The organism is Natrinema sp. 74, assembly GCF_046097095.1.
GTDB lineage: Archaea > Halobacteriota > Halobacteria > Halobacteriales > Natrialbaceae > Natrinema.
The window spans coordinates 1,738,639-1,763,066 of sequence record NZ_CP175698.1 but is presented as its reverse complement, the minus strand read 5'-3'; the positions used below and the strand labels follow the sequence as shown (position 1 = coordinate 1,763,066).

Below are 24,428 nucleotides of genomic sequence, written 5' to 3'. Positions count from 1 at the left end.
CCATGCCGAAAGCAACTAACGCGGACGATTCGGACCCGTCGGATGGCGTACAGATCGACCTGATCAGCGGTGAACGCATGGACGGCATGGCGACGATGGAAAAGATTCGAATGATCTTGGATGGCGTCCACGACGGCAACATCGTCGTCCTCGAGGAGGGGTTGACCCCCGACGAGGAGAGCCGACTCATCGAGGTGACGATGGCAGAGATCAGTCCCGACGAGTTCAACGGCATCGAGATCGAGACCTATCCCAAGTCCGACACCAGCGACTCGTCGATACTCGGCCGCATCATGGGCAACAATACGGCGGAAACGAAACTCACGGTGATCGGGCCGGCCAACCAGATCGAAACGCTCCACAAGGACGAAACGCTCATCAGCGCGCTCGTGTCCCGCAATTAATGCCTCATCAGTGTACGAACTGCGGCCGGACGTTTGCCGACGGCTCGAAAGAGATGCTGTCAGGTTGTCCCGACTGCGGCGGGAACAAGTTCCAGTTCGCGCCGAGCACAACGGCCGCAGCCGAATCGTTCGATGAGGGCGGTGGTTCCGGTTCGGTCGCTCCTACCGAGACTGAATCCGTCAATACAGCCGAGTCGGACGAGGACACCAGCGGAGCCCGAACCGCTACCGCCGAGTCGGACAGCGTTACGACGCGGGCCGCAGAGACCGTTCGCGAGTTCGTTTCGTCTCGTTCTTCGGACCAACCGTCCGACGATGTCGACGGCACCAATCAGTCACAATCGGCGGGGACGACGGTCTCGAGGTCCGACGGCTCTCGCCCTTCGAGTGCGAACTCCGACACCGTCGAGCGAGAATCACCGACCGGCGGGGAGTTCGACGAGTGGCCCGAGACGGCGCGACGACCCGAAGATCGGACGGCAGACTCGAGCGAGTCGACCGAGTCCGATCGCGCCGATCACGATGATTACGAGGATCACGACGCCGGTTCGGATGTCGAACGGGCCGAGGGGGCCGCCGCCGCGTCCACGGACGGCGAGCATCCCGCTGCCACGCTCGCGGACGACGAGAATTCGGCACAGGCCGACGCTCGCAGCGAGGTCGTCCCGTCCGATGACCTTCCGCCTCGCGCTGCCGATCCCGAGCGGCGAGAGACGGCACACGAGGCGAGTGGCTACACGGACGATCGTGACATGTCCGCCACGGCGACGCCGGGCGACGATTCCCCACCGGAACACGGCCGCGTCGTCAGCGAACCGAGTGGCGATCGCCCATCGATCGAAGAGCTCCGTGCGGAACTCAACGAGCAGTTCGAGAGCATCAAGATCGTTCGGCCGGGACAGTACGAACTCAATCTGATGGAACTCTACAACCGCGACGAATACATCATCTCGCTGCAAGAGGACGGTCGCTACGTGATCGACGTCCCCGACTCGTGGCGTGGTGACGACGGCGACGATTAACTCGACGGCCACCCTCTCGATCGCCTACGTAAATCGGTTCTTCACCTCTCGTCGATCGACCGTTCCGAATCGCTATACACCACCGGTCCGTTTCGGCTGCAATTTCCCATTCCATGTCTCATCGATTCATCTTGAGTCCGAAACTGAGTCCACACGAAACAATGGTGGTGCGACGATCACCGTCGACGCGACGACTGCCGTTCGCGCTCGAACGGAGTAAACTCGAATCGAGTTCGGCTCTCGGTCCGAACGGCTCGTGCTTCGTGAGACCCCTTGAGCAGACGCGGACGGCCGGAGACAGATGGATTTAAGCGACACGGAGACGACGCCTCGCATATGAGTACTGCAACCAAGGTCGTTCTCACCACGGTCGCTGTATCGGCGCTGCTGTCGATTCTCCTCGTCTTCCAGACCGCCTTCGCCTGATGTTCGAGGCCCGCGCGCTCTCGGACCGGGTCGCGGCCGTCCGGGAGGCACACGCGCCGGCCGCTCGCGTCGTCGATTGTGACCGCGATTTCGAGACGCTCCCGCCGGCACAGGCCGAGGATCTCGGCCTGCTCGTCGATGCGCTCGAGCCGACGACCTATCCCGCGGCCTGGCTTCCTGACGATGTGCCGACCCTGCTCGCTCGCTATGCAGGGTCGGATCTCACGATCGGGATGCCGGGCGACGGCAGTATCGCCTGGACTCGCCAGACCGATCCGCCGGTAGTCATCGTGAAGCCGCGCGTCGAGGGCTCGCCCGAGCCGTTCGTTGATTTTCTACTCGCCGAGGCGTTCGTCCAGTTGGGCCTCGACGTGCCCGAACACTTCATCGGGTTCTTCGGGGAGACCTACCGCGATCTCGATCGCGCGGTCTCACTCGATCCGAACGGCACTTATCAGGTCGCCGCCGCGCTCTACGACGGCTGGGTCGGCCTCCAGACCCGCGAGGTATTTGCGGACTGGCGTGGCGATCACCCGGAACTCGCCGACGCCTGGCAGGACGCCGGGAGCAGACTCGAGGATCGCGTCACCGATCTCTCACGTGCCGTCGCACGCGGTGACACCGACTTCGCGGACGCGACGGAACTCGCCTGTGCGGCGATCAAACACGCGATCGAGTTGCCGGCCCCCTTCGCCGCGCTCGACACCGATGCGTATCTGGATCACGGGCCCGAGTACGCGATCCGCTGGGCCGAGAAGACGTTCGACTCGCTCGAGGAGTGAGCCAGCGTCGGCTTGCTGGCCCTTCGTTTCGACTGGAGTATCGTCTCGGCACGTGCAATTTTCTGACGGGAACGGATCCACAACGCTCGTGTTCAGAACTCGGCGTCGACACTGCCGTCTTCGTCTAAATCGACCACGCCGTCGAACAGCGCGCGGAACTCGTCAACGGTCGCCTCGTCGTGTGGCTCCTCCGAGAGGTGAAAGAGGCCGACGGCGTCGTGGTCTACGAGCAACGCGAGAATTCGCTCGACGGCCTCGAGCGCCTTATCTTCGCCGGCGTAGTAAGCGAGTTCGGTCACGGAGTCGAAACTAACGCGGAGTTTGCCGTCGTGTTCGTCGAGGAAGCCGTCGATGTGCTCGACGATGCCGTCGATATCGTCGGGGGCAGCGACGTAGTGGACGGTGTCTGAGGAGCGCCGAGAGTAGCCGCGTTCGATGCTCAAGGTGTCCAGGATCTCGGCGCGCTCTTCGTCGACGTCGTAGTGTTCGAGTTTCTGTCTGACTTCTCGAGCGGTGGTTCGCGTGGAGATAACGAGGAAGTTGTCGGTGTCCGTTTTGAGGAATTCAGTGTCGATGCGGTCCGTTTCACCGGTGCTCGGATGGAGGAGGAGAATGCCGGTCCCACCCGGTACGGTTTCGGGTGTCCCGTCGATTTCGAGTGTGTACTCCATACTGCCGTGAACAACTTTCGGCAATCCCTTAATGGTGCGGATGTATCTCGTCGCATTCGATGTCGAACGCGGAGGAAGGGTCTGAAGCGGGTCGGGTTGGGACAGTACGACTCACCGAGTCAGACCGAGATCCGGATGCCCACGGATGTCGGTCAGTGCGACCCTTCACCCGTTATAATTTAGGCCAGCCTAAAGAATCTGTCGCCGGTTCCCAAAGCAATGAGAACGGTCGTCATCGTTCGATCGGACCGGCCGACGCAGTGACGGCCGGCCGTCGCCGGACGACTCGAGACCGAGAACGGGCACACGGATCGCATGCGAACGCGTTTAGTTCTGGGGGCCTACCCATCGATCATGAGCGTCCGCGAGGAGTTCGACGACTGGGCAACGAGCGGCCGAGATAAGGGGATGGAGGAGCGCCACTGGCACACCGCCAAACACGCGCTGGCGCGACTCCCCGTCGAACCCGGCGACACCGTCCTTGATCTCGGCTGCGGTAGTGGTTACGCCGGACGAGCACTCCGCGATACCAAAGACGCCGGCCGGGTCTACGGCCTCGATGGGTCACCCGAGATGGCCCGCAACGCCGCGGAGTATACGGACGACGGTCCCGTCGGCTACGTCGTTGGCGACTTCGACTCGCTACCGTTCGCAGACAACTCGATCGACCATATCTGGTCGATGGAAGCCTTCTATTACGCCGCAGACCCCCACGAGACGCTCCGCGAGATCGCCCGCGTGCTCCGGCCCGGCGGCACCTTCTACTGTGCTGTCAACTACTACGAGGAGAACGTCCACTCTCACGAGTGGCAGGAGTTCATCTCCGTCGAGATGACCCGCTGGGACCGCCGGCAGTACCGCGAGGCCTTCCGCGACGCCGGCCTCCACGTCGCCGAACAGGACAATATTCCCGACCGAGAGATCGCGATCCCCGCCGAAGCCGAGTTCCCACTCGAGGAGTGGGACACCCGTGACGCGATGGTCGAACGGTACCGGGAGTTTGGCACGTTACTCACCGTCGGCGTCGCGCCCTGACGGGGCGGCGACTCTTCATCACCTTGTGACCCGCGTTCGTCGGTCGACTCCGTTCCGACGCTTCGAACCCCCTGATTTCCACTCGAGGAGCTAAATCACCCGGGACAGCCCGTGTCGAGCCCGCTGACTCGAGTCGAAACGCTCCGGTGGTGTCAGTGAAAATCACGGGTATCGATATGTTGCTCTCCCGAGTCGCTCTCGGCCCTTCGACGGCCAGCCGTCGCGTAGTCGTTACTCGAACCGCTCGCCGGCCGGAACGGCCACCTCGAGCCAGTTTTCCTCCGGCGGGAGCGGGCAGTCGAAGGTATCGCTGTAGGCACAGAACGGGGAGTACGCGAGATTGAAGTCGACGACGATCTCGTCTCCGTCTGAAAGTTCATCCTCCGGCGCGAGTTCCATGTATCGTCCGCCCTCGTAGGTCTGCTGGCCGGTCGTCTTGTCTCGGAACGGTACGAACAGCGGCTGTTCGCCCGGACTCTCCTGCTCGTAGCCTGCGAGTTCGAACGTCCCGTCCTCGAGGTCGTCGTCATCGCGGGAGAGGTCGAACTCGAGGGTCACGACGCGGCGGTAGCGCATCTCGCGACCTGCGGTAGTGTCCATCAGGACGACGTCGGGGTCGTCGTGGACCGTCGCGGTCGCGGTCACGCGGTAGGTTGGGTCCGGCGCAAAGTAGTCGAGGCCGTCGAAGGCGTCGCGTTCCTCGGGCGGGATCGGCGACTGCGGGTGGTCGGCGAAGAACTCGTCTTTCTCGGCTCGTTTCGTCTCGAGTTCGTCGCGCCAGCGGTCGACGTCGATAGATTCGGTATCGCTCATGGCGGGGATAGGGCGTCGGGAGGGGAAGGCGTTACGTTCCGCTCAGCTCGGTTCGTTCAGACGTGCCGTCTGGTAGATCCCAGTTGCGCTGTCTGAGACGGTGATGTAATCGTGGGGGTTGGTCAGTGGTGTGATCGTGGAAATAAGGCGGTGATGTAATCGCAGAGCATTCTGCTCACGTGGACACGAGGGATTTCACGTCCTCCCCAACCGACTCGCTCACGCCTTACGGCGCTCACTCGTCCCTCGCGCAGGATCGTGCCGGGACTCGCGATTCGCTCGTCACGGCACAGCGCGCGCCACCGCAGGTAATCTCGAGACCGCAGTTGATGTCGAGACTGCAGTTGATCCCGATCAGCGTCACGTGCTATCGCCTGACTCGTTCTTGCTGACGTTTAAATACCATTACGCGGCCAGTTCGGTCCGTCAACCCTATGAGCGACCGACGATGAGTACGGCAGGAATGACGAACTGGCGGACGGTGTTCGGCCACGATAGCCCCTACGAGCCGCAGATCGACGGCATCGAGGCCGCCATCGAGACTGGGCGAGAGGGCGGCTACACCGTCATCGAAGGGGCCTGTGGCACCGGGAAGACGATGATCGCGCTCACGGCGGGGATCGACCTCGTGCGCGATCCGGACACCGACTACGAGCGTGTCCTCGTGCTGACGAGCGTCAAACAGCAACTGCGCCAGTTCGAGGCCGACCTCGAGACGATAAACGAGAACTTGCCCGCCGACTGGGACCCGATTTCGGGGCTGACCCTCGTCGGGAAGGCCGACGTCTGTCCGTACAACCGCGAGAATGCGGCGGGGATCGACGACGGCAACGTCTACGACCGCTGTGAGACGCTGCGAGACCGCACCCGCGACCTCACCGGCGAGGGCGGCGATACGACGGCACAGAACCTGGCGGCCCGCGCCCGGAGCCAGCAGATCGGGCTGGCCGACAGCGGCGCGCAGGCTACGAGCACCTTCCTCGAGACCGCGGGTGAACCGACGCCGTATCCGCCTGACCTACCCGAGTACGGCGAGGGCGGTCCCGTCGGAGCCGAAACCGAGTACTGCCCGTTCTACGCGCAGTACTTGGAGGACTTGCCGGACGACGAGGACGGCTCCGCCGCCGAAGCGGTCCCCTACGACTTCACGGCCGCCGGTATGGTCACGCCCGAGGACCTCGTCGCCCGCTCGGCGAAACACGGTACATGCCCCCACTCCGTGATGGGGGCCGCCCTCGGTGAGGTTGAGGTCGTCATCGGCAACTACTACCACGCGTTCGATCCTCGAACCGTCGGCTCCTTTACCGGTGCCTTGCTCGACGACTCCACCTTCGTCGTCTGTGACGAGGCCCACATGCTCGAGCCTCGCGTCCGTGATCTGGTCAGCGAAGGCGTCGCCGATGCGACGCTCCGAGACGCCGAAACCGAGCTCTCGCGGGTGATCCAGCCGATCAAATTCGAACGCGAGGGCCGACAGGCACAGGGCGGCTCGAAGACCGCCGACGCCGACCTCGTCCGCGCGGAGCTATCGGACAGCGACATCTCTTACGAGGAACTCAACCGAACCCTCGAGTTCGTCCGCGACCTCCGAGCCGAACTCGACCGTCGGGTCACCGCGTATCTCGACCGGAACCACAGGGGGTGGGAGTCGAACCTGAACGACCTCCCGGACGCCGAACTCCCGCTTCGTGACCCCGGGATGCCCGCGGAGGACGACCTCACCGAGTGGGCCCGCGAGGCCGGCTACGGCGACGCCGACTGGGTCCGCGCCGAGGCCGTCGGTGCCGTCGTCGCGCGGATTCTCGACGAGGCCGAGGACGAGGACCGCACCCGCGCCGCGCCAGCCGTCGGCCGCGTTCTCGGCGAGTGGTACCGGCGGGGCCACACCGACTACTTCCGCGAGATCGAACTCGAGCGTACCTGGGACGACACCGAACCCGCCGACTCCTGGCGGCGGGCGTACAATGCTCGCCTGTCGCTGCACAACTGCGTGCCAAGCGATGCGATCGGCGACCGACTCGGCATGTTTGGCGGCGGAATCCTGATGAGCGCAACCCTCGAGCCGATGGACGCCTTCACCGACGTCACGGGCCTCCAGTATCTCGCGCGTGAAGAAGACCGGCCGGTCGTCGAGCGCCGCTACGGCCTCCACTTCCCCGCAGAGAATCGCGAGAGCTTCGCGGTCGCCGCCCCGAAGTTCACGTACGACAACCGCGGCCGGCCGGGCGAGGAGAACCCGACCCGAACCCACTACGCGGACGCCATCGCGAAAGTCGCCCGCGTCTCGGGTAACGTCCTCGTCGGGATGCCGAGCTACGCCGAGGCCGAGTGGGCCGCCGGCGTCCTCGAGAATCGGATCGACAAGCCGGTCCTGCTCGACGCCGCCAGCGACGACGAGACCACCCAGTCGCTCAAAGACGAGTTCTTCGCCGGCGAGGGGAAGGTGCTCGTCACCAGTTTGCGGGGGACGCTGACCGAGGGCGTCGACTACAGCGGCGACCGACTGGCCGCGGCGGTCGTCTGTGGCGTTCCGATCGTCAACACCTCGAGCCCGCGAACGAAGGCGGTCCGGCGGGCTTACGAGGACGAGTTCGGCGACGGCTTCACCTACGCGTTGACGATTCCGGCTGTCCGGAAGGCCCGGCAGGCGATCGGTCGCGTCATCCGCAGCCCCGAGGACGTCGGCGTGCGCGTCCTGCTCGACGAGCGCTACGCCCGCGACAGCTGGGACTCCGTCCGCCCCTATCTGCCCGACGACGGCGAGTTCCAGCCCGTCAGCCCCGACATGCTTGAGGTCGGCTTAGAGCGGTTCCGGTCGCGGCGCTCGCCGTAGTCGCGGGCGTCGAACCGCCGGTTGCGGTCAGTATCGGTCTGTCAGTCAGAGCTGAATCTCCGTGGTGACGGTCACGTCTGACGTTTCGGCGTACAGCGAGTAGAGCAAGATTGCAAAGCCGAGGGCGGTCACCGCGCTCTGGAGGACGACGCCAAGAGCCACCGCGTCCCAGACGAGATGGAAACCGCCGCCGAGCACCGAGCCGGCGACGATGACACCGAAACCGATTGCGACCGCTCGCAGCGCCGTGGAGCCGGTCCGGCGAAACGCGCGGTAGGCCAGCAACGCGACGGCACCGCCGGTCAGCACCGTCGCCGTGTTCGCGATCGCGATCGAGAGCGCGTATTCGTTCATGGGTCTGTCTCGTTTCAGTCGCTCCGTACGATCTCTCGCCGGGGATAGAACTTGAGTACCGCTACGGTTCCTGCCTCGAGAGAATTTAGACGAATATGTTCGCGAAACGTCGCGCGGCGATCGTCGAACGCGGTGGCTGCGTGAGCGTCGAGTTCTGTCTGCCGCTCCGTTGAACCGGGGGCTTCAAGCGGGATCGTTACAGAATCTGGAGTGTAAACTGTGTCCGGACTGTTCCCGTTCGGTGTCGGTTCGATGCCGCTGGCCGCCGAATCCGGCGAGGTCGCGGTGACCCCCGAGATGCTGGTCGTGTTCGGGATCATCGTCGTCGCGCTGGTGCTTTTCGTGACCGAACTGCTGCCGATCGACGTGACCGCCATCCTCATCATGGTCTTGCTCATGGTGTTGGGGACCGACGGGGTGATAAACGTCACCAACATTTCGACGACCGAAGGAACGTCGGGGTTCTCGAATTCGGCGACGATCACCGTGCTGGCGATGCTCATCCTCAGTTCGGGGATCAGCCAGACGGGAGTCGTCCAGATTATCGGGCGGAAGATGTCCGCGTTCGCGGGCGACGATCTCGACAGACAGCTGTTTGCGACGATCGGCGTCAGCGGCCCTATTTCCGGATTCATCAATAACACGCCGGTCGTCGCCATTCTCGTCCCCGTCATCTCCGATATCGCACACCAAGGAAAGACCTCGCCATCGAAGCTCTTGATCCCGCTGTCCTACGCCTCGATGTTCGGCGGCATGCTCACGCTGATCGGCACTTCGACGAACATCCTCGCGAGCGACGTCTCCGCACGCCTGCTCGATCACCCCTTTTCGATGTTCGAGTTCACCAAGCTCGGAATCGTCGTCCTCGTCGTCGGCAGTCTCTATCTCATGACCGTCGGCCACCGACTACTCCCCGAGCGCGTCCCCGTCGAAGAGGACTACGTCCAGGAGTACGCCATCGAGGAGTACCTGACCGAAGTCACCGTCGACGACGATTCGCCGCTGGTCGGCACCACCGTCGAGGACGCCATCGACCACGTCGAGTTCGACGCGGACATCCTCCAGGTCGTCCGCGACGGACAGGAGTTCATCGAACCGATCGGTCAGAAGACGATTCGGGCCGGCGATCTGCTCCGGTTGCGCGCCGACCGCGCCACCGTTCAGCAACTCGTCGATCGCGAGACGGTCACGCTCGTCGGGAGCCCCGAGACGGACGCGGAGTTAGAGCCCGACGAGGTTCCCGAGCGAACGCTCGTCGAGATCGTCGTCCCGCGGGGCTCCTTTCTCGTCGGTGAATCCCTCGAGAGCTCGACCTTTCGCCAGCGCTACGATGCGACCGTGCTGGCCTTCCGCAGCCGGGGCGAGACGGTCCGGAGCAACATGGACGAGCGTCGGATCCGCGTCGGCGACACGCTGCTCGTCCAGGCCGCGCCGGACAGCATCGACCGCCTCTCGCAAACCGACGACTTCATCGTCGCCCACGAGCCCGAAGAGCCTGACTACCGGACCGAAAAAATCCCGCACGCGGCGGCGATCATGGCCGGCGTCGTCGGGTTCGTCGCCGTCCCGTGGGGCGTGATCGGCTCCGCGCTCGCCGCCGCGACCGGCATCGGCGCGCTCGAGGGGCTCACTGCTCTTTCGCTGCCGATCATGGTCACCGCGCTGGCGGGCGTTGTCGCGATGGTCGCGACGGGCGTTCTCCGGCCGACCGAGATCTACGACGCCGTCGAGTGGGATGTGATCTTCCTCCTCGCGGGGATCATCCCGCTCGGGATGGCTTTAGAACAGACCCACGGTGCGGATCTGCTTGGCAGTCTCGTCGCCGCGACCGGCACCTTCCTGCCGACGCTGGGCGTGCTCTGGGTGTTCTACCTCGCGACCGGTCTCATCACGGGCGTCATCTCCAACAACGCGAGCGTCGTGTTGATGTTGCCCGTCGCAGTCGAAACCGCCACGCAGATCGACGCCGACCCGTTCGCGTTCGTACTCGCAGTCACGTTCGCGGCCTCGACGGCGTTTCTCACGCCGGTCGGTTACCAGACGAATCTCTTCGTCTACGGCCCCGGCGGCTACAAGTTCTCGGACTTCGTCCGGGTCGGCGCGCCGCTACAGCTGTTGCTGTCGGTCGTGACCGTCCTCGGAATCGCGTTCTTCTGGGGCCTGGCGTAGCTCCGATTTTGCCCGTTCGGTCTCAGACCGCTCTTCTGGGTTCGTCGGCCCGCTCTCACCGCGACTTCTCGAGCCGGTGTGGACGGCGTCGAGACGGACTCGGGACGATGCGAACGAGCGTCGAGGCGGGCGCGTACGCCACGCGGTCGGTCGGTGACTTCGCGGCGACGAGTTTCCAGAAGCCGGGCGAGCGGAAATCGAAGCGACACAGTCCGCGTTCGTCGGTTCGCGCGATTTTCGTTCCGGTCTCGATGACGGCCCCCTCGACCGGCCGCCGCCGGTCGTCGCGAACGCGGACGGCGATCGCTTCCCCGACCGCCGCTTCGTGCGGTTGCGTGTCGATTCGAAGCCGGCGAGTGTGCTGCACGCCAATTAATACCACGGTGGGTGTCGAAAAGGGAGTACTTTCGTGTTCCGGCGGCCCGATTCGGCAGAGCGATACCGCTTCACCGTCGTGCGACGATGTGTGCGTCCTCCGGAGCGAACCCGATCGTGAGTTCGTCGCCGTCGGGGATGTCCGCCAGCCGTAACGTGATCTCTCGCCCGTTCCATCGGCCGTGGACGCGGACGGTCTCACCGAGGAACTCGCTCGTCTCGACGGCCACCGAGATGCGGTTGCGATCGGCGGTCCGCGAGAGCGCGCCGGGTCGCACACAGACGGTCGCGCGCTCGCTCCCGTCGGGCAGCACCGGCACGTCGAACGCCCGATCGTCGACGGCGATGCGAGCCTTGTCCTCGCCGTTCGCGATCACTTCGCCTTCGAGGACGGTGTTGTCACCGACGAACTCGGCGACGAACCGAGTCGCCGGCTGCCGGTAGATTTCCTGGGGCTGGCCGACCTGTTCGATACGACCATCGCGCATCACGGCGAGTCGGTCTGAAATCGCCAGCGCCTCGGCCTGATCGTGGGTGACGTAGACGGTCGTAATCTCGAGGTCGGACTGAATCCGCGCTACCTGCCGGCGCAGTGACTTCCGGAGCCGCGCGTCGAGTGCGCTCATCGGCTCGTCGAGCAAGAGGAGATCGGGAGCGGGCGCGAGTGCCCGGGCCAGCGCGACCCGCTGGCGCTGGCCGCCGGAGAGCTGTTCGGGCTCCCGGTCGCCCATGCCCTCGAGGTCGACCAGCGCGAGCAACTCGTCGATGCGTTCTTCGACCGACTGCTCGTCCGGCGGGTCGCGAAAGCGCAGCCCGTAGCCGACGTTCTCGGCGACGCTCATGTGCGGAAAGAGCGCGTAGCTCTGGAAGACGACGCCGACATCGCGACGTTCGGGGGGGACGCCGGCCATCTCGCGCGCGTCGAAGCGGACGCTGCCTGCGGTCGGTTCCTCGAAACCGGCGATCGTGCGGAGCGTCGTCGTCTTCCCGCAGCCCGAGGGTCCGACGAGAGTGAAAAATTCCCCGTCGCGGACCGTCAGTTCGACGTCCTCGAGCGCGTCGGTCTCGTCGTAGGCTTTCGAGACGCCCTCGAGTCGGAGGTCGGTCATCGCTCGAACCTCCCGCCGACGCGGTCGACGACGACGAAGCTCGCGGCCGTGACGACCAACAGCACCGTTCCCATGGCGATCGCGGGGCCAGAGCGGCGACCGAGGTAGCGCTCGACGGCGACGGGCATCGTGTAGGTGTCGCCGCCCCCGGCCAAAATCACCGTCGAAGAGAACTCGCCGATCGAGATGGCGAAGGCGAAGGCAGCACCGGCGACGATGCCGCTGGCGACGAGCGGGAGTTCCACGTCGACCAGCGCCCGGTACCGGGAGGCTCCCAGCGCACGGGCGGACTCGACCATCGCGGGATCGAGGGTCGACAGCAGCGGCGAGACGTTGCGCGTGACGAAGGGATAGGCCGCGACGGCGTGGGCGGCGACGATCGCACCCGCGCCCGTCAGCTGGAACCGCCAGCCGCCGGGCAGCGGGATCCCGAAGACCAGCCCCCGTAAGAGGCCGATGCCGAAGACGACGCCACTGACCGCCAGCGGGAGCATCGCCAAGGCGTCGACCACGGCCCCGCCGCGGCCGGCCCGCGTCGTCACGACCGAGACGACCACGCCCATCGGCACGGCGACGGCAAGCGTCGCAACGCCGAACAGCAGCGAGTTCTGGATCGCGGTCCACGGCAGCGTTTGATAGGACGCCCCCTCGAGTTGCCGCTCGAGCAGGAACGCGTAGTGGTCCAGCGTGAGCCCGCCGCCGTCCGTGACGCTCCCCGCGACGAGGCTCGCCACGGGGCCGACGAAGACGACCAGCGCGACGATCCCGTAGCCGACGATCGCCAGCCGGCGGGGCGACAGCGCCGTCCGAACGTCGGGGAACAGCGGCTCGCGCGGCGGCGGGGATGACGCTCGAGCCAGCCCCGCCTGGGCGGACTCGTACCGGAGGTAGGCGTAGGTGAGTGCAAGCGAGAGCAGCGTCTCGAGGACCGCGAGCGTGGCTGCCTCGCCGTAGGCCAGTCGGCGGACGCGGTCGTAAATCCAGACCTCGACGGTCGCCAGTTTGAGCCCGCCCAGCGCGAGGACGATGGGGAACGTCATGAACGTGAAGATGAAGGTCAACAGCGCGCCGGTCAGGATGGCCGGCAGGAGCTGTGGGACGACCACGTCGCGAAACGCGCGGCGGGGGCTCGCCCCGAGGCCGCGTGCGGTCTCGACGGCCCGAGCGTCGACCGACTCCCAGGCGGCGACGGTGACGCGGGCCACAAGCGGCGCGTTATAGAACGCGTGGGCGACGATCACGATCGCGAGCGGGTTCCACTCGATGAAGGGGAACGGTCCGAGCCCGACGAAGCCGAACAACGCGTTGAGCGTTCCGGCCCGCCCGAACATCGCGTAGAACCCGACAGCGACCATGATTCCCGGCAGCACGAAAGGCAGGATCGTCAGCGAGCGGATCGTCTGCCGGCCTCGAAACTCGTAGTTCGCGAGAACGGCCGCGGCGGGCAGCCCGAGCGCGACGCTCGCGATCGTCGACAGCGTCGCCTGATAGGCCGTGAAGCCGAACAGCCCCTTGCGCACTGCGGGCACGTCGACCCGAAGCCAGGGTATCGGCACGTCGAGGCCCGGAACCGGCGTCTCGAGCGAGGCCGACACCGAAATCGCGGCGATCCAGCCGGCGAGCCCCGAAAGGTGTGAACGGAGCGCCAGCGGCTCCGCGAAGACGTCCGCGAGGACGCCGACATAGAACGGGTCCGTGAGGACGTCAGCGACGTGGGACAGCGTCAGCCGTCCCTCTGCGAGCACGGCCTCGACGAAGACGATACCGACCGGCAGATAGAGCATGACGACGAGAACCGCCGCCGTGGCCAGCGCCGTCAGGGTGAGCGCGTGTCCCTCGAGCCAGTCGCGAGCGGCCGCCGAGCGGCGTCGAAACCGGGGAGTCCACCCGGTCGCTTCCGGTCGAGACACCGTCTTACTGGCCGGCGAACTCGCGGGCCCAGTCCTCGATCCAGCCGCCGAGTTCGCCCTGCAGGGCCTCGTAGCCGACCGTCACCGCCTCCGACGGCTCGTGGGCGTACTGGTCGAACTCCGCTTTCAGGTCGACGTGCTCGGAGGCGACGGCCGGGAACTGGACGTTGCGCTGGGCGATGACGGCCTGGGCCTCGCTCGAGAGGGCGAAATCGAGGAACTCGTAGGCGAGGTCGAGTTCCGACGCGCGCTCGAAAATCCCCATTCCCTCGGGGTTCGCGTACCCCTGACCGTTCGGGAACGCGATCTGATGGCGGCTCATGTCGTACCCTTCCGCGCTGGCGTACACCTGGTCGGTCGAGTAGGAGACGACCATCGGCCGCTCCTCGTTCATATACGCACCGTAGTAGGACTCGGACCAATCGTCGAGGATTCGGACGCCGTTGGCCTCGAGGTCGCGCCAGTACTCGAGGTAGCCGTCCTCGCCGAAGGCGTCGATCGTCCACAGGAGGAACGCCTTCCCGGGGTCCGAACTCTGGGCGTTCTGGGCCAGCAGCGCGTCCTCGTAGGCCGGCTGGGTCAGCGCCTCGATCGTCTCGGGTTCGGCGACGACGGTCTCGTCGTAAACGAGGGAGATGTAACCCGTGTCGTACGCGAGCACTCGACCGTGGGGGTCACCCATGTCGAGTCCGTCGCGAATCCGCCCCGAGTTGTCGATACGGTCGACGTTGAGTTTCCGAAGGAGGCCGCCTTCGCCGAGGGTGTCGTCGATCCGGACGAGGTCGTCCACGTTGAGCCCGAGATAGACATCGGCCTCAAGGTCGGCGTGTTGCTGTTCTCGCTCGATGTAGTGGTTGAGTCCCTGACTCGGAACGGTCCACGTTAGCTTGGCGTCGGAGTACTCCGTCTCGAACGCCTCCTTGAGCCACGGTCCCGCCGGGTTGTCGCCGTTGACCATCGAGTCGTAGGTCGCGACCGTGAGCTCCCCCTCGAGGTCCGGATTGTCCGGCTCGGGATCGCCGCTCTCGCCGGTCTCCGTTTCGTTACCTCCGTCGCGTGTCAGACAACCCGCGAATCCGGCGACCGCGCTCCCACCCATCGCACCGATAAACGTCCGTCGTCTCATTACGCGGTGGTTGTACCAGGTGGTCTTAAGGCCCTTGATCGACAGTCACCGAGACCGAACGACCGATCGCGGGCTGGCGCGTTCGCCCGAGATGACTGACCAGTGGTACTTTTCCCGCTCCTCCCCGTTCGTTCAGTATGGTCCGCAGCCGAACCGCCATCAACGCGATCATCGGAGCCGTCGTCGGTGTCGTCCTCTCGTTTATCCCGCTGTCGCCGCTCCTCGGCGGCGTCGTCGCCGGCTTCCTCGAGGGACCGGACCACCGCGACGGAACGGTCGTGGGCGCGCTGGCCGGCGCGATTGCCTTCCTGCCGATCGCGGCCGCCGGGGTTTTCGCGTTCGGAGTCCTCGGCCTCGGACTCGCCGGTGGAATCCCCGTCAGCGGTATCGCCTTCCTCTCGATCGTGATCGTCAGCGGGATCCTCTTTCTCCTGCTCTACACCGTCGGTCTGTCGGCGCTTGGCGGCTATCTCGGGGCGTACCTCGCGGTCGAGTATCCCAACCGCCGGCGTCGGACGAGAGAGACGATCGGCTTCGAGACGGACACCCGCACTCGGACCGCCGACGCCGCGCCGATCAGAGATCGCGAGTCGGAACCGGAGTGGGGCGTAGAGCGGGACCAGGACCGAGAACGAGAACGGGATCGATAGCCCGGCCGCGAGCGCGACGCCGCCCGTCTCTCCTTACTCGTACCGGAGCGCGTCGATCGGGTCCGTCCGTGCGGCCCGCCAGGCCGGATACAACCCGGCGACGACACCGACGAGCATCCCGACGACGACCGCGAGCGCGACGTACTCGAGGGGGTAGACCAGCGGCAGATCGATGTACTGTGCGCCGAGATAGCCGCCGACGAGTCCCAGTCCCGTCCCCAGGATCGCGCCGATCACGCCGAGGATCACCGCCTCGGTCAGAAAGAGACCCAGGACGTCGCGGTTTTGCGCACCGACGGCTTTCATGATGCCGATCTCGCGGGTGCGCTCGGTGACGCTGACGAGCATGATGTTTGCAATGCCGATCGAGCCGACCAGCAAGGAGATGGCTGCGATCCCGACGATGAAGTTTCGCAGGAGTCCCAGCACGTCCTGTAGCTGCTGGAGCAGTTCCGTGCTCGTCCGCAGTTGCACCTCGAGGTCGTCGCCCATTAGTTCGCTTGCGTCCGAGCGACTGCTCTCGAGGTAGTCGATCGCCGCCTGACGGGCGGCGTCGATGGCCGCATCGTCGTCGGAGGGTGCCTCGACGACGATCGCGAGGAAGCGAGCGGCGCTGCTGTTGGCGCTCCCGTTGCCGCCGTCGCTCGCGTTGTTACTGCCGGTTCCTCCACCGCCGACCCCCAGCCTGGCCGCCTGCTCGACGTAGTAGGGATCCGTCGGGACGTAGAGCCGCGGTGAGGATTCAAACCCCTCGAACGGGCTCAGTCCCTCGCTGGTCGTGGTGATACCCACTACCTCGACTGTCGTCCGCTCGCCGCCGAGAAACGTCACGGTGAGTTCGTCGCCGACGGTGACGTTCTCCTCGAACTGGCCCGCTGCTGCGGGGTTGATCACCGCCTCGCGCTCGCCCATTCGGAACCGCCTCCCCTCGGCCAACCGATCATCGCGGATGTACGACGGCCCCGAGGCGATCAGCCCGTTCCCCTGAGCGACCGTCTCGTTGCCGTTCGAGATCGCCTGCGTCTGGATCGTCGCGTAGCCGTAGGCCGCCGATACTTCCTCCAAATCCTCGACGGCCGCGAGGTCGTCCTGTGTGAAGACGGGTTGGGCTCCTGCCAGCGGCCCGCCCTCCGTGTCGGGTTCGGCCGCCCAGCCGTAGAGGCTGCGCTGATCGTCGGGGCTGATGTCGCCGATGATCCCCGCCTGTAGACTCGCGCCGAGGCTGACGAACGCGATCACCGCCGCGACGCCGATGACAATCCCCAGCGTCGTCAGCGCAGACCGGAGCTTGTGGCCGCGAATGGAGCGCCACGCGAGGCGCAGGCTCTCAAGCGGATTCACTCGGAATCACCCCCAGTCCCCGACCCGCCCGTCGCCGAATCGGCCTGCGACGCGCCGGCCCCACCGGTCTCGTCTCCCTCCTCGATGCGCTCGATCTTCCCGTCGAGGAGGTGGACGATCCGCTCGGCGCGCTCGGCGACGTGGCGCTCGTGGGTGACGACCAGCATCGTCGTCCCGGCGTCGTGGAACTCGTCAAAGAGATCCAGAATCTCGGCCTCGGTGTCGGTATCGAGGTTGCCCGACGGCTCGTCTGCCAGCACGATTGCCGGCTCGTTGATCAACGCCCGTGCGAGCGCGACCCGCTGGCGCTGACCGCCCGATAGTTCGTTCGGCAGGTGCTCGCCTCGATCTCCAAGCCCGACGCGCTCGAGGAGGTCGCGCGCTCGCTCTCGGCGCTCCGTCCGACCGACGCCCTGAAAGAGTTGCGGCAGCGCGACGTTCTCGACGGCGTCGAGTCGCGGCATCAGGTTGAACGTCTGGAAGACGAAGCCGACCTCGGTCCCCCGAAGGCGGGTGCGCTCGCGGTCTCCCAGCGCACCGACTTCGCGACCGCCGACGACGACCTCGCCTTCGGTCGCCGTGTCCAGACAGCCCACGAGGTTCATCAGCGTCGACTTCCCGGAGCCACTGGGTCCCATGATCGCAGTGTAGGACCCTCGGGGCACCTCGAGTGAGATCCCGTCGAGGGCGTGGACGGGTTCGCCGATGCGGTAGGTCTTGCGGACGCTCGAGAGAGAGACGGCCGTGCCCGACGTCGCCATGCGCGTTGGACCACGGACGATTTAAAAAAGGTTCTGCGCAACGACGGCCGGCGTCGACGCGTCGCGGCAGTCGGTGCGTTCGGGCGATTGCCGCTGGGTCGCCGGCGGTTCGACGCCGTCGATTGCTGTCCGTTCGCGACGAGATGCAACGCTTTTCCCGTCGCCGCTCGCTTGGGAAAGCATGAAGACGGAGGGTGGCTCCGACGCAGCGAAGCGCCGCGCCGGCGAACGCGCGGCCGAGGACGTCGAAGACGGGTTCGTCGTCGGTCTCGGAACCGGCTCGACGACCGCCCACGCGATCCGGGCGCTCGGCCGGGCCGTCGACGACGGCCTCGAGATCCGCGGGATTCCCACCTCGTTTCAGTCCCGCCAGTTGTCGCTCGAGGTCGGGATTCCCCTGACCGACCTCGACGCAGTCGACGGCGTCGACCTCGCGATCGACGGCGCGGATCAGGTGGTCGACGAGCCCGAGACGGCGGCCCACGGCGCGCTAATCAAGGGCGGCGGTGCGGCCCACGCGCGCGAAAAACTCGTCGATACGGCGGCCGATCGGTTCGTCGTCGTCGCCGACCCCTCGAAGCTAACCGATCGCCTCGAGCGCTCGGTGCCGGTCGAGGTCCTCCCCGATGCCCATCCGGTCGTCGCAGACCGGATCCGCGAGGCGGGCGGCGAGCCGACGCTTCGGGACGCCGAGCGAAAGGACGGACCAGTCGTGACCGACAACGGAAACCTCGTCCTCGACTGTGCCTTCGGTCCGATCGCCGATCCCGCCGAACTGGCGGCGTGGCTCTCGGAGGTTCCCGGCGTCGTCGAACACGGGCTGTTCGTCGATGTCGCCGACGTGACGTACGTCGGAGCCGACGACGATGTCTCGGTTCGCCGGTACTGAGTGGCAGTCCGGCCGTCGCGTCTGTCGGCGGTTAGCTCGAGGCGAGTCGGAGCCGACACGTCGATTCCTCGCAACCGGCGTCTTCCTCGTCGGTCGTCGTCTCTCCGCCTGTACTTCGAGAGAGCAGGGTGACGGTCAGGTAGAGAACGCCGAGCAGCCGCGCCGCCGGAACCACCCACGGCTGGAGCTCGAGGTCGTCGGTGTTCGCGTAGACCAGGTGCTGGCTGAGCGTGATCATCGGCCGCGGAAGCAATACGAGCACCAGTCCGGCCAATCCTAGGAGCCCGCTGACCAGCGTCGACCCCTTCCGGCCGCGGACGAGCAGCCAGACGAAGACCAACCCCTCGAGCCGAGCGCCGGTCAGCGCCAGTGGCCGTCGCTGGGTCGACGAGGGGTTTCGCAGGCCGATCCGTTCGCACGCTCCGATGATCGGCTCGGGTTTGACGATCTCGACGAGACCGAACCCGATCAGGAGGTTGCGCAACATGTGTCCCGGCCGTACCACGGCGGAGTGCAAAAAACTCGAGCCGGCAACCGTCTACCGACCGCGTTCCGACGTGGTTCCGTCGTCACTACTATTCGATGCTCTCGTCTGGACGGACGCGTCGCTATCCGATCGGCGGCAGAAAAAATGTCTCGCGTGGCGTTCCTTACAGGTCGCGGGGCTGGACCGTCTTCCGGTCGTTGGCCTCCGCTCGTCGGGCGGCGTCGTCGAGCAGCTCGGAGACTTCGTCGTCGAGCGCGTCGTAGAAGTCCGAGGCTACGTTTTTGTCATCGAGCGCTTCTTTCACGGCGGCTTTGACGATAAGGTCTGCCATACGATGTATCCGTTTCGCGTTACCTCATATAAATGCTTTGGTTAGCGGCGGAAATACGGGGTTGCAGCGGTTGATTCGGCCGTTTCGGCGACGGTTCCACCGGAAAGTATATGTTTGATGAGCCGGGGTGGACGGGAGTCACCCCGGTCGAACGGCGGAACGCGGCTCGCGCGCGCTCTCGAGGGCTTGCACGCGTGTTTGCGTCTCAGTGGCACGATCCGCTCCCGACAGCGGGACGACGGATTCGAGTGCATCGACCGCTGAAGACGACTATGCGCGAACTCCTCGAGGCCGTCGCCGACGGCTCGCTGTCGCCGGCCGAGGCCGAAGCCGAACTCAATGGCTACGTCACCGGCGAGGCAGGGCGGTTCGACGCGGCCCGCGATCGCCGTCGCGGCGTCCCGGAGGCGATCTTCGCCGACGGAAAGTCGACCGCACAGGTCGTTGCCCTCGCCGAAACCGCCCTCGAGACGACCGATCGTGCCTTGCTCACTCGCGTCTCGGAGACGCAGTTCGATGCCCTCGAGACGCTCGTCGCCGAGACGGTTCCCAACGCGACGATCGATCAGCGCGGACCGACGGTTCGCATCACGACGCCCGACTACGAACGCCCGCCGCTCGAGGCGACGGTGGGAATCGCCACCGGCGGCACGGTCGACGAGTGGGTCGCCGACGAGGCGGAACTCGTCTGTGAAGACGCCGGTGTGACCGTCGATCGGGTCGACGACATCGGCGTCGCGGCGCTGTCCCGAACGCTCGACCAACTCGAGCGGCTCCGCGAGGCCGACGTGCTGATCGTCGCCGCCGGCCGAGAGGGTGCTCTGCCGACCGTGATCGCCGGCCTCGTCGATACGCCGGTCATCGGCGTCCCGGTCGCGAGCGGCTACGGCCACGCGGGCGACGGCGAGGCGGCACTCGCCGGCATGCTCCAGTCGTGCACCGTGCTGTCCGTCGTCAACATCGATGCCGGGTTCGTCGCCGGCGCACAGGCGACGCTGATCGCTCGCGCGATCGACGCTGCCAGCGACTGACTGCCACACTCAATCTCGGAAAAATACTTTCCACAATCGAAAACCCAGGCAGTGTTTGGAGAAGGTTATTTAACCGTTCACCCGATAGTATGTAGTACCGGCTTCGGCCGGTGTGACCAATGCCCAAGTGTGATCACTGCGGCGCGCACGTCTCCGAACGGTTCGCACGCGTTTTCGCCGACGAACACGGTGAGATCCTCGCCTGTGTCAGTTGCTCGGCGAACGCTGGAATCGCGGAAGCCGCGAAAGAGCGCGCTCGCGGCGCGTAACGCATCGCGACCGACCACCACACGCCCCCGCGGACGTGACGCTTTTTATGCGCCCGCACGTTCCCACGGCCGATGGCCGATCACGTCGTCTACGTCCTCGAGTGTGCCGACGGCTCGCTGTACACCGGCTATACGACCGACCTCGAGCGACGCGTCGCAGAACACGACGCCGGCGAGGGCGCAAAGTACACGCGCGGGCGGACGCCCGTCGAACTTCGATATCACGAGCGCTTTGACTCGAAATCGGCCGCGATGACTCGCGAGTACGAGATCAAACAACTGCGACGTGCCGAGAAGGAACGGCTCGTCGGCCTCGAGTAACGCTGTCCGTTCGTCGTCTCCGCGCGTCTATTATCTCACACCTGTTGTCCGAAAAATAGATGTCAATTGGGCGTGATACTCTCCTCGAGATGCAAATCGACGTCGTTGACGACCTCAAGCAACCCGAGTACACCGGCGAGAACCGGTGTGAACCGTGTACTGTGTTGAACCTCGTCATTGCGGCGGTCGTGGGTTCGCTCGTCGCGCGCAAGTCTCGACTCGGCGGCCTCGTCGCCGTCGGCGTCTCGATCGCGCTGATCTATCTCCGTGGCTATCTCGTTCCCGGGACGCCGACGCTGACGAAGCGGTACCTCCCGCCGGCGGTCCTGCGCTGGTTCGGCAAGGACCCCGAACCCGAGGTGGCAAGCGGGCTCGGCGGTATCGAGCCGGTGACGCCCCACGATGCTGACTCGACCGACGCAGACGAACAGTCTTCGTCGGTCACGGCAAACGACATCGCCACCGTCGACGATGGCGACGTCGACGGATCCCGCGACGCGACCGTCGACGGTAACGACGTCGACGAGACCGACGTGGCCGACGAGACGGGGTCGGCCACCGACCAACCTACGGCCGAGCCGACCACTGCCGACGACGCGACCGCGATCACCGACCTCGAGACGTTCTTCCTCGACAACGAGGTTCTCGAGCCGTGTGCCGACAGGGACGACCTCTGTCTCACCGACGAGTTCGAGGCCGACTGGTTCGACGAGATCGATCCGCTCGACGAGGACGGCGTCGATGTCCCGGCGGCCGTCGACGCGTTCGGCTTCGACGCCGACCCCGACGAGTTCGAGCTCGATTCCCAAAACGAGACCTACCGGTTGCTCTCCCAATCCGGCGGCGCAGGTCGCTGGCCGTCCCGTGCCGCGTTGATCGCCGACGTCGCCGCCAGCCGCACCCTCTCGTCGTGGGTCGACGACTGGGAGACCGTCCCTCCGGAGACGAAAGGCGAGATCCTCAACGGCCTCCGGATGTTCCTCGAGACCTGTCCGACCGACGGCGGCGACATCCACATGGGCGAAGAGGTCGTCGAGTCCTGCTGTAGTTCCCACGAGGTCGTCGCGGTCACCTGCGAAGAGACCGGCGAGCGCCTCTTCGAGCAGCGCCTCGCCGACGTCGACGCCTGATTCGGATCCGGCGCTCGATTCGGCGATCCGAGTCGCACGCACTGGGCCGTCCCGTCGCTTTTTTCGCACCGGCTGCCGAGGGTCCGCGCATGGAGACGATCAGCTTCGGTACCGACGGCTGGCGGGCGACGCTCGAGGAGTTTACGGCACCTCGGGTCCAGATGGTGGGGCAGGCGGTCGCGACGTATCTCGCCGACGAGGGGCACGAGGGACCGGTCGCGGTGGGGTACGACGCCCGCGAGACCTCGCGGGGGTTCGCCGAGGAACTGACGCGCGTGCTGTGTGCAAACGGCTTCGATGTCCTCCTTTCCGACCGGGATCGGCCGACGCCGCTGATCGCCCACGCCATCGTCGACCGCGACCTCGCGGGCGGCCTCGTCATCACGGCCTCGCACAACCCGCCGGAGTACAACGGCGTGAAGTTCATCCCCGAAGACGGCGCGCCAGCCTTGCCCGCCGTCACCGACGCCATCGCGGATCGCCTCGCCGAGCCCGACCCGCTCCCCGAGGCCGACCACGGGACCGCTCGCGAGGTCGACTTCGCCGCCTCACACGCCGACGCCGCCCTCGAGATCGTCGAGGGAATCACCGGCGACGCCGACCTTTCGGGGCTGACCGTCGCCTACGACGCCATGCACGGCAGCGGCCGCGACACGACCGACGCCCTTCTCGAGCGCGCTGGGGCCACCATCGAGCGCCTGCGCTGTGAGCGCGATCCCGACTTCGGCGGCGGCTCGCCCGAACCGGCCGCCGTGAACCTCGCGGACCTGATCGCGACCGTCAGAGAGGACGACGGCGTCGACCTCGGGATCGCCAACGACGGCGACGCCGACCGTATCGCGATCGTCACGCCCGAGCGCGGCTACCTCGACGAGAACCTATTTTTCGCCGCGCTCTACGACTATCTGCTCGAGGATGAATCGGGCGCGGCGGTCCGTTCTGTCTCGACCACCTACTTGATCGATCGAGTTGCTGAGGCCCACGGCGAGACCGTCCGCGAGGTCCCAGTCGGCTTTAAGTGGGTCGCCGAGGCGATGGCCGACGGCGACGCCTTAGTCGGCGGCGAGGAATCCGGCGGCTTCACCGTCAGGGGCCACGTTCGCGAAAAGGACGGCGTCCTCATGGCCTTGCTCGCAGCCGCGATGCACGCCGACGAACCGTTAGATGACCGCGTGGATCGACTGCTCGAAGACCACGGCACCGTCGTCCAAGACAAGATCAGCGTCGACTGCCCCGACGACGAGAAAGAGCGGGTGATCTCGGCGCTCGAGGACGTAATTCCGGAGACCGTGGCGGGAACCGACGTCGAGGACATCAACACCGCCGACGGGTTCAAGCTCCTGCTGGCCGACGGCTCCTGGTTGTTGGTTCGGCCGAGCGGAACCGAACCCGTACTGCGGGTCTACGCTGAAGCTGCGGATGACGAGCGGGTTCGGACGTTGCTCGAGGCGGGTCGAGAACTGGTCGAACCGCTGGTTTGAAACACGGCCGGTGAGGCTATTTCTGGCCGCTCTCTGGAACGGTTTCGGTTTCAACGGCTCATCGGCTCGTGTTACTTCCGCCAGATCGTGTCGCGGAGTTCCCCCGTCTCCGGGTCGAACCGATATTCGTAGCCGTCGGTCGCATAGCCACAGAGGTCGCCGTCGTCGAGCCAGATATTGGTAAACGGCGGGGCCGATGGCGGCGCATCGCTGCGGAGATGGTCACCGACCCACCAGCGTTCGGTCCCGTCGCGATCGAACACGTAGAGGTTCCGCCCGTCCGAATCCGGGTGACTCGACGTCTCGAGCATGACGGCGACGAGATCGTCGTCGACGGGGAGAACCTTCCCGACCCAGCCGCCGTTGAACTCGATCTTCTCGCTGTCGAGATAGAGGACGTTCGCCGGCACGCTCTCGAGTAGTTCGCCAGAATTCCGATCGACGCGGTAGGCGTACTGATTCTTGTTTCGGACCCAGAGGGCGTCTTCGATCTGCCACAGTCCCATGTAGTGGGGTTCCGTTTCCTCGGGCGGTTCGTGGGGTGCGTCGGGGATGTGCCACTGAAGCTCTCCGTCGGTACTGAGCCCGATTACGTTTCGATACCGGCTTTCGAGAGCGATATCCGTGTCCCGTTCCGCATCGCTGAGCTCGAGCCCCATTTCCTCCCAGAATTCGAAACTGGGGTCTTTCCAGCTTCCTAATACGATT

The 24,428-nt window shown here is 65.8% G+C and carries 25 protein-coding genes; 13 read left to right on the top strand and 12 right to left on the bottom strand.

Annotation, left to right across the window (positions count from 1 at the left end; translation table 11 throughout):
- Nucleotides 1–2 precede the first annotated feature (2 nt).
- The 3 genes from ACJ70B_RS08780 to ACJ70B_RS08770 all read left to right on the top strand — a co-directional run bounded on the left by ACJ70B_RS08780 (nucleotide 3) and on the right by ACJ70B_RS08770 (nucleotide 2,634).
- Nucleotides 3–404, top strand: a complete 402-nt coding sequence (locus ACJ70B_RS08780; protein ID WP_408960015.1) for a DUF2073 domain-containing protein — start codon at nucleotides 3–5, stop codon at nucleotides 402–404.
- Nucleotides 404–1,426, top strand: coding sequence for a Zn-ribbon containing protein (locus tag ACJ70B_RS08775; RefSeq protein WP_408960014.1), 1,023 nt, complete (start codon nucleotides 404–406; stop codon nucleotides 1,424–1,426). The genes ACJ70B_RS08780 and ACJ70B_RS08775 overlap by 1 nt, the downstream gene beginning before the upstream one ends.
- Before the next feature lie 425 nt (nucleotides 1,427–1,851).
- Complete coding sequence (locus tag ACJ70B_RS08770; protein WP_408960013.1) at nucleotides 1,852–2,634, top strand: hypothetical protein; 783 nt, start codon at nucleotides 1,852–1,854, stop codon at nucleotides 2,632–2,634.
- Nucleotides 2,635–2,726: 92 nt separating this feature from the next.
- On the opposite strand, the gene ACJ70B_RS08765 is transcribed toward ACJ70B_RS08770, so the two are convergent.
- On the bottom strand, nucleotides 2,727–3,305 hold the full coding sequence (locus ACJ70B_RS08765; protein WP_408960012.1) for a hypothetical protein: 579 nt from the start codon (nucleotides 3,303–3,305) through the stop codon (nucleotides 2,727–2,729).
- A 354-nt stretch (nucleotides 3,306–3,659) separates the two neighbouring features.
- On the opposite strand from ACJ70B_RS08765, the gene ACJ70B_RS08760 reads away from it, so the two are divergent.
- Entirely contained in the window at nucleotides 3,660–4,340 is a 681-nt protein-coding gene (locus tag ACJ70B_RS08760) for a class I SAM-dependent methyltransferase (RefSeq protein WP_408960011.1), read from the top strand.
- Between the two features lie 231 nt (nucleotides 4,341–4,571).
- Here ACJ70B_RS08760 and ACJ70B_RS08755 read toward each other — a convergent pair whose 3' ends face one another.
- Entirely contained in the window at nucleotides 4,572–5,153 is a 582-nt protein-coding gene (locus ACJ70B_RS08755) for a DUF1684 domain-containing protein (protein WP_408960010.1), read from the bottom strand.
- Between the two features lie 463 nt (nucleotides 5,154–5,616).
- Between ACJ70B_RS08755 and ACJ70B_RS08750 the strand changes: the two genes are divergently transcribed.
- Complete coding sequence (locus ACJ70B_RS08750) at nucleotides 5,617–7,986, top strand: ATP-dependent DNA helicase (protein ID WP_408960093.1); 2,370 nt, start codon at nucleotides 5,617–5,619, stop codon at nucleotides 7,984–7,986.
- A gap of 45 nt (nucleotides 7,987–8,031) precedes the next feature.
- Here ACJ70B_RS08750 and ACJ70B_RS08745 read toward each other — a convergent pair whose 3' ends face one another.
- Nucleotides 8,032–8,340 carry a hypothetical protein gene (locus ACJ70B_RS08745; RefSeq protein ID WP_408960009.1) on the bottom strand — a complete coding sequence of 103 codons (309 nt, stop codon included), beginning with the start codon at nucleotides 8,338–8,340 and terminating at the stop codon, nucleotides 8,032–8,034.
- A 252-nt stretch (nucleotides 8,341–8,592) separates the two neighbouring features.
- Here ACJ70B_RS08745 and ACJ70B_RS08740 point away from each other — a divergent pair, with 252 nt between their 5' ends.
- Complete coding sequence (locus ACJ70B_RS08740) at nucleotides 8,593–10,509, top strand: SLC13 family permease (RefSeq protein ID WP_408960092.1); 1,917 nt, start codon at nucleotides 8,593–8,595, stop codon at nucleotides 10,507–10,509.
- A gap of 55 nt (nucleotides 10,510–10,564) precedes the next feature.
- Here the strand turns inward: ACJ70B_RS08740 and ACJ70B_RS08735 are convergent, their stop codons facing one another.
- The 4 genes from ACJ70B_RS08735 to ACJ70B_RS08720 form a co-directional block, all read right to left on the bottom strand.
- Nucleotides 10,565–10,876 (bottom strand): carboxypeptidase regulatory-like domain-containing protein, encoded by a 312-nt coding sequence (locus ACJ70B_RS08735; protein ID WP_408960008.1) that lies wholly within the window; start codon nucleotides 10,874–10,876, stop codon nucleotides 10,565–10,567.
- Between the two features lie 79 nt (nucleotides 10,877–10,955).
- On the bottom strand, nucleotides 10,956–11,993 hold the full coding sequence (locus ACJ70B_RS08730) for an ABC transporter ATP-binding protein (RefSeq protein ID WP_408960007.1): 1,038 nt from the start codon (nucleotides 11,991–11,993) through the stop codon (nucleotides 10,956–10,958).
- Entirely contained in the window at nucleotides 11,990–13,903 is a 1,914-nt protein-coding gene (locus ACJ70B_RS08725; RefSeq protein ID WP_408960006.1) for an ABC transporter permease, read from the bottom strand. The genes ACJ70B_RS08730 and ACJ70B_RS08725 overlap by 4 nt, the downstream gene beginning before the upstream one ends.
- Nucleotides 13,904–13,907: 4 nt before the next feature.
- On the bottom strand, nucleotides 13,908–15,029 hold the full coding sequence (locus ACJ70B_RS08720) for a thiamine ABC transporter substrate binding subunit (RefSeq protein ID WP_408960005.1): 1,122 nt from the start codon (nucleotides 15,027–15,029) through the stop codon (nucleotides 13,908–13,910).
- Between the two features lie 137 nt (nucleotides 15,030–15,166).
- Here ACJ70B_RS08720 and ACJ70B_RS08715 point away from each other — a divergent pair, with 137 nt between their 5' ends.
- A complete protein-coding gene (locus ACJ70B_RS08715; protein WP_408960004.1) occupies nucleotides 15,167–15,679 on the top strand; it encodes a DUF5518 domain-containing protein in 513 nt (170 codons plus the stop codon).
- 33 nt (nucleotides 15,680–15,712) lie between these two features.
- Here the strand turns inward: ACJ70B_RS08715 and ACJ70B_RS08710 are convergent, their stop codons facing one another.
- Complete coding sequence (locus ACJ70B_RS08710) at nucleotides 15,713–17,020, bottom strand: ABC transporter permease (RefSeq protein ID WP_408960003.1); 1,308 nt, start codon at nucleotides 17,018–17,020, stop codon at nucleotides 15,713–15,715.
- Entirely contained in the window at nucleotides 17,017–17,781 is a 765-nt protein-coding gene (locus tag ACJ70B_RS08705; RefSeq protein WP_408960002.1) for an ABC transporter ATP-binding protein, read from the bottom strand. Before ACJ70B_RS08705 ends, ACJ70B_RS08710 begins: the two co-directional genes overlap by 4 nt.
- A gap of 181 nt (nucleotides 17,782–17,962) precedes the next feature.
- Here ACJ70B_RS08705 and rpiA point away from each other — a divergent pair, with 181 nt between their 5' ends.
- Nucleotides 17,963–18,670 (top strand): ribose-5-phosphate isomerase RpiA, encoded by a 708-nt coding sequence (gene rpiA, locus ACJ70B_RS08700; RefSeq protein ID WP_408960001.1) that lies wholly within the window; start codon nucleotides 17,963–17,965, stop codon nucleotides 18,668–18,670.
- A gap of 31 nt (nucleotides 18,671–18,701) precedes the next feature.
- Here rpiA and ACJ70B_RS08695 read toward each other — a convergent pair whose 3' ends face one another.
- Together ACJ70B_RS08695 and ACJ70B_RS08690 are read right to left on the bottom strand one after the other, a co-directional pair.
- Nucleotides 18,702–19,157, bottom strand: coding sequence for a hypothetical protein (locus ACJ70B_RS08695; RefSeq protein ID WP_408960000.1), 456 nt, complete (start codon nucleotides 19,155–19,157; stop codon nucleotides 18,702–18,704).
- A gap of 163 nt (nucleotides 19,158–19,320) precedes the next feature.
- The gene (locus tag ACJ70B_RS08690; protein ID WP_207586259.1) at nucleotides 19,321–19,488 is read right to left on the bottom strand and encodes a DUF1931 family protein; all 168 of its coding nucleotides are present in this window, start codon (nucleotides 19,486–19,488) and stop codon (nucleotides 19,321–19,323) included.
- A gap of 272 nt (nucleotides 19,489–19,760) precedes the next feature.
- Here ACJ70B_RS08690 and larB point away from each other — a divergent pair, with 272 nt between their 5' ends.
- The 5 genes from larB to ACJ70B_RS08665 all read left to right on the top strand — a co-directional run bounded on the left by larB (nucleotide 19,761) and on the right by ACJ70B_RS08665 (nucleotide 23,720).
- Complete coding sequence (larB, locus tag ACJ70B_RS08685; RefSeq protein ID WP_408959999.1) at nucleotides 19,761–20,519, top strand: nickel pincer cofactor biosynthesis protein LarB; 759 nt, start codon at nucleotides 19,761–19,763, stop codon at nucleotides 20,517–20,519.
- Nucleotides 20,520–20,638: 119 nt separating this feature from the next.
- Nucleotides 20,639–20,788: a hypothetical protein gene (locus ACJ70B_RS08680; RefSeq protein ID WP_408959998.1), complete on the top strand. Its 150-nt coding sequence runs from the start codon at nucleotides 20,639–20,641 to the stop codon at nucleotides 20,786–20,788.
- A gap of 72 nt (nucleotides 20,789–20,860) precedes the next feature.
- A complete protein-coding gene (locus ACJ70B_RS08675) occupies nucleotides 20,861–21,109 on the top strand; it encodes a GIY-YIG nuclease family protein (protein WP_408959997.1) in 249 nt (82 codons plus the stop codon).
- Between the two features lie 89 nt (nucleotides 21,110–21,198).
- Entirely contained in the window at nucleotides 21,199–22,239 is a 1,041-nt protein-coding gene (locus tag ACJ70B_RS08670) for a hypothetical protein (RefSeq protein ID WP_408960091.1), read from the top strand.
- Nucleotides 22,240–22,328: 89 nt separating this feature from the next.
- On the top strand, nucleotides 22,329–23,720 hold the full coding sequence (locus tag ACJ70B_RS08665) for a phosphoglucomutase/phosphomannomutase family protein (protein ID WP_408959996.1): 1,392 nt from the start codon (nucleotides 22,329–22,331) through the stop codon (nucleotides 23,718–23,720).
- 71 nt (nucleotides 23,721–23,791) lie between these two features.
- Here the strand turns inward: ACJ70B_RS08665 and ACJ70B_RS08660 are convergent, their stop codons facing one another.
- Nucleotides 23,792–24,379 carry a hypothetical protein gene (locus ACJ70B_RS08660; RefSeq protein WP_408959995.1) on the bottom strand — a complete coding sequence of 196 codons (588 nt, stop codon included), beginning with the start codon at nucleotides 24,377–24,379 and terminating at the stop codon, nucleotides 23,792–23,794.
- Nucleotides 24,380–24,428 lie beyond the last annotated feature (49 nt).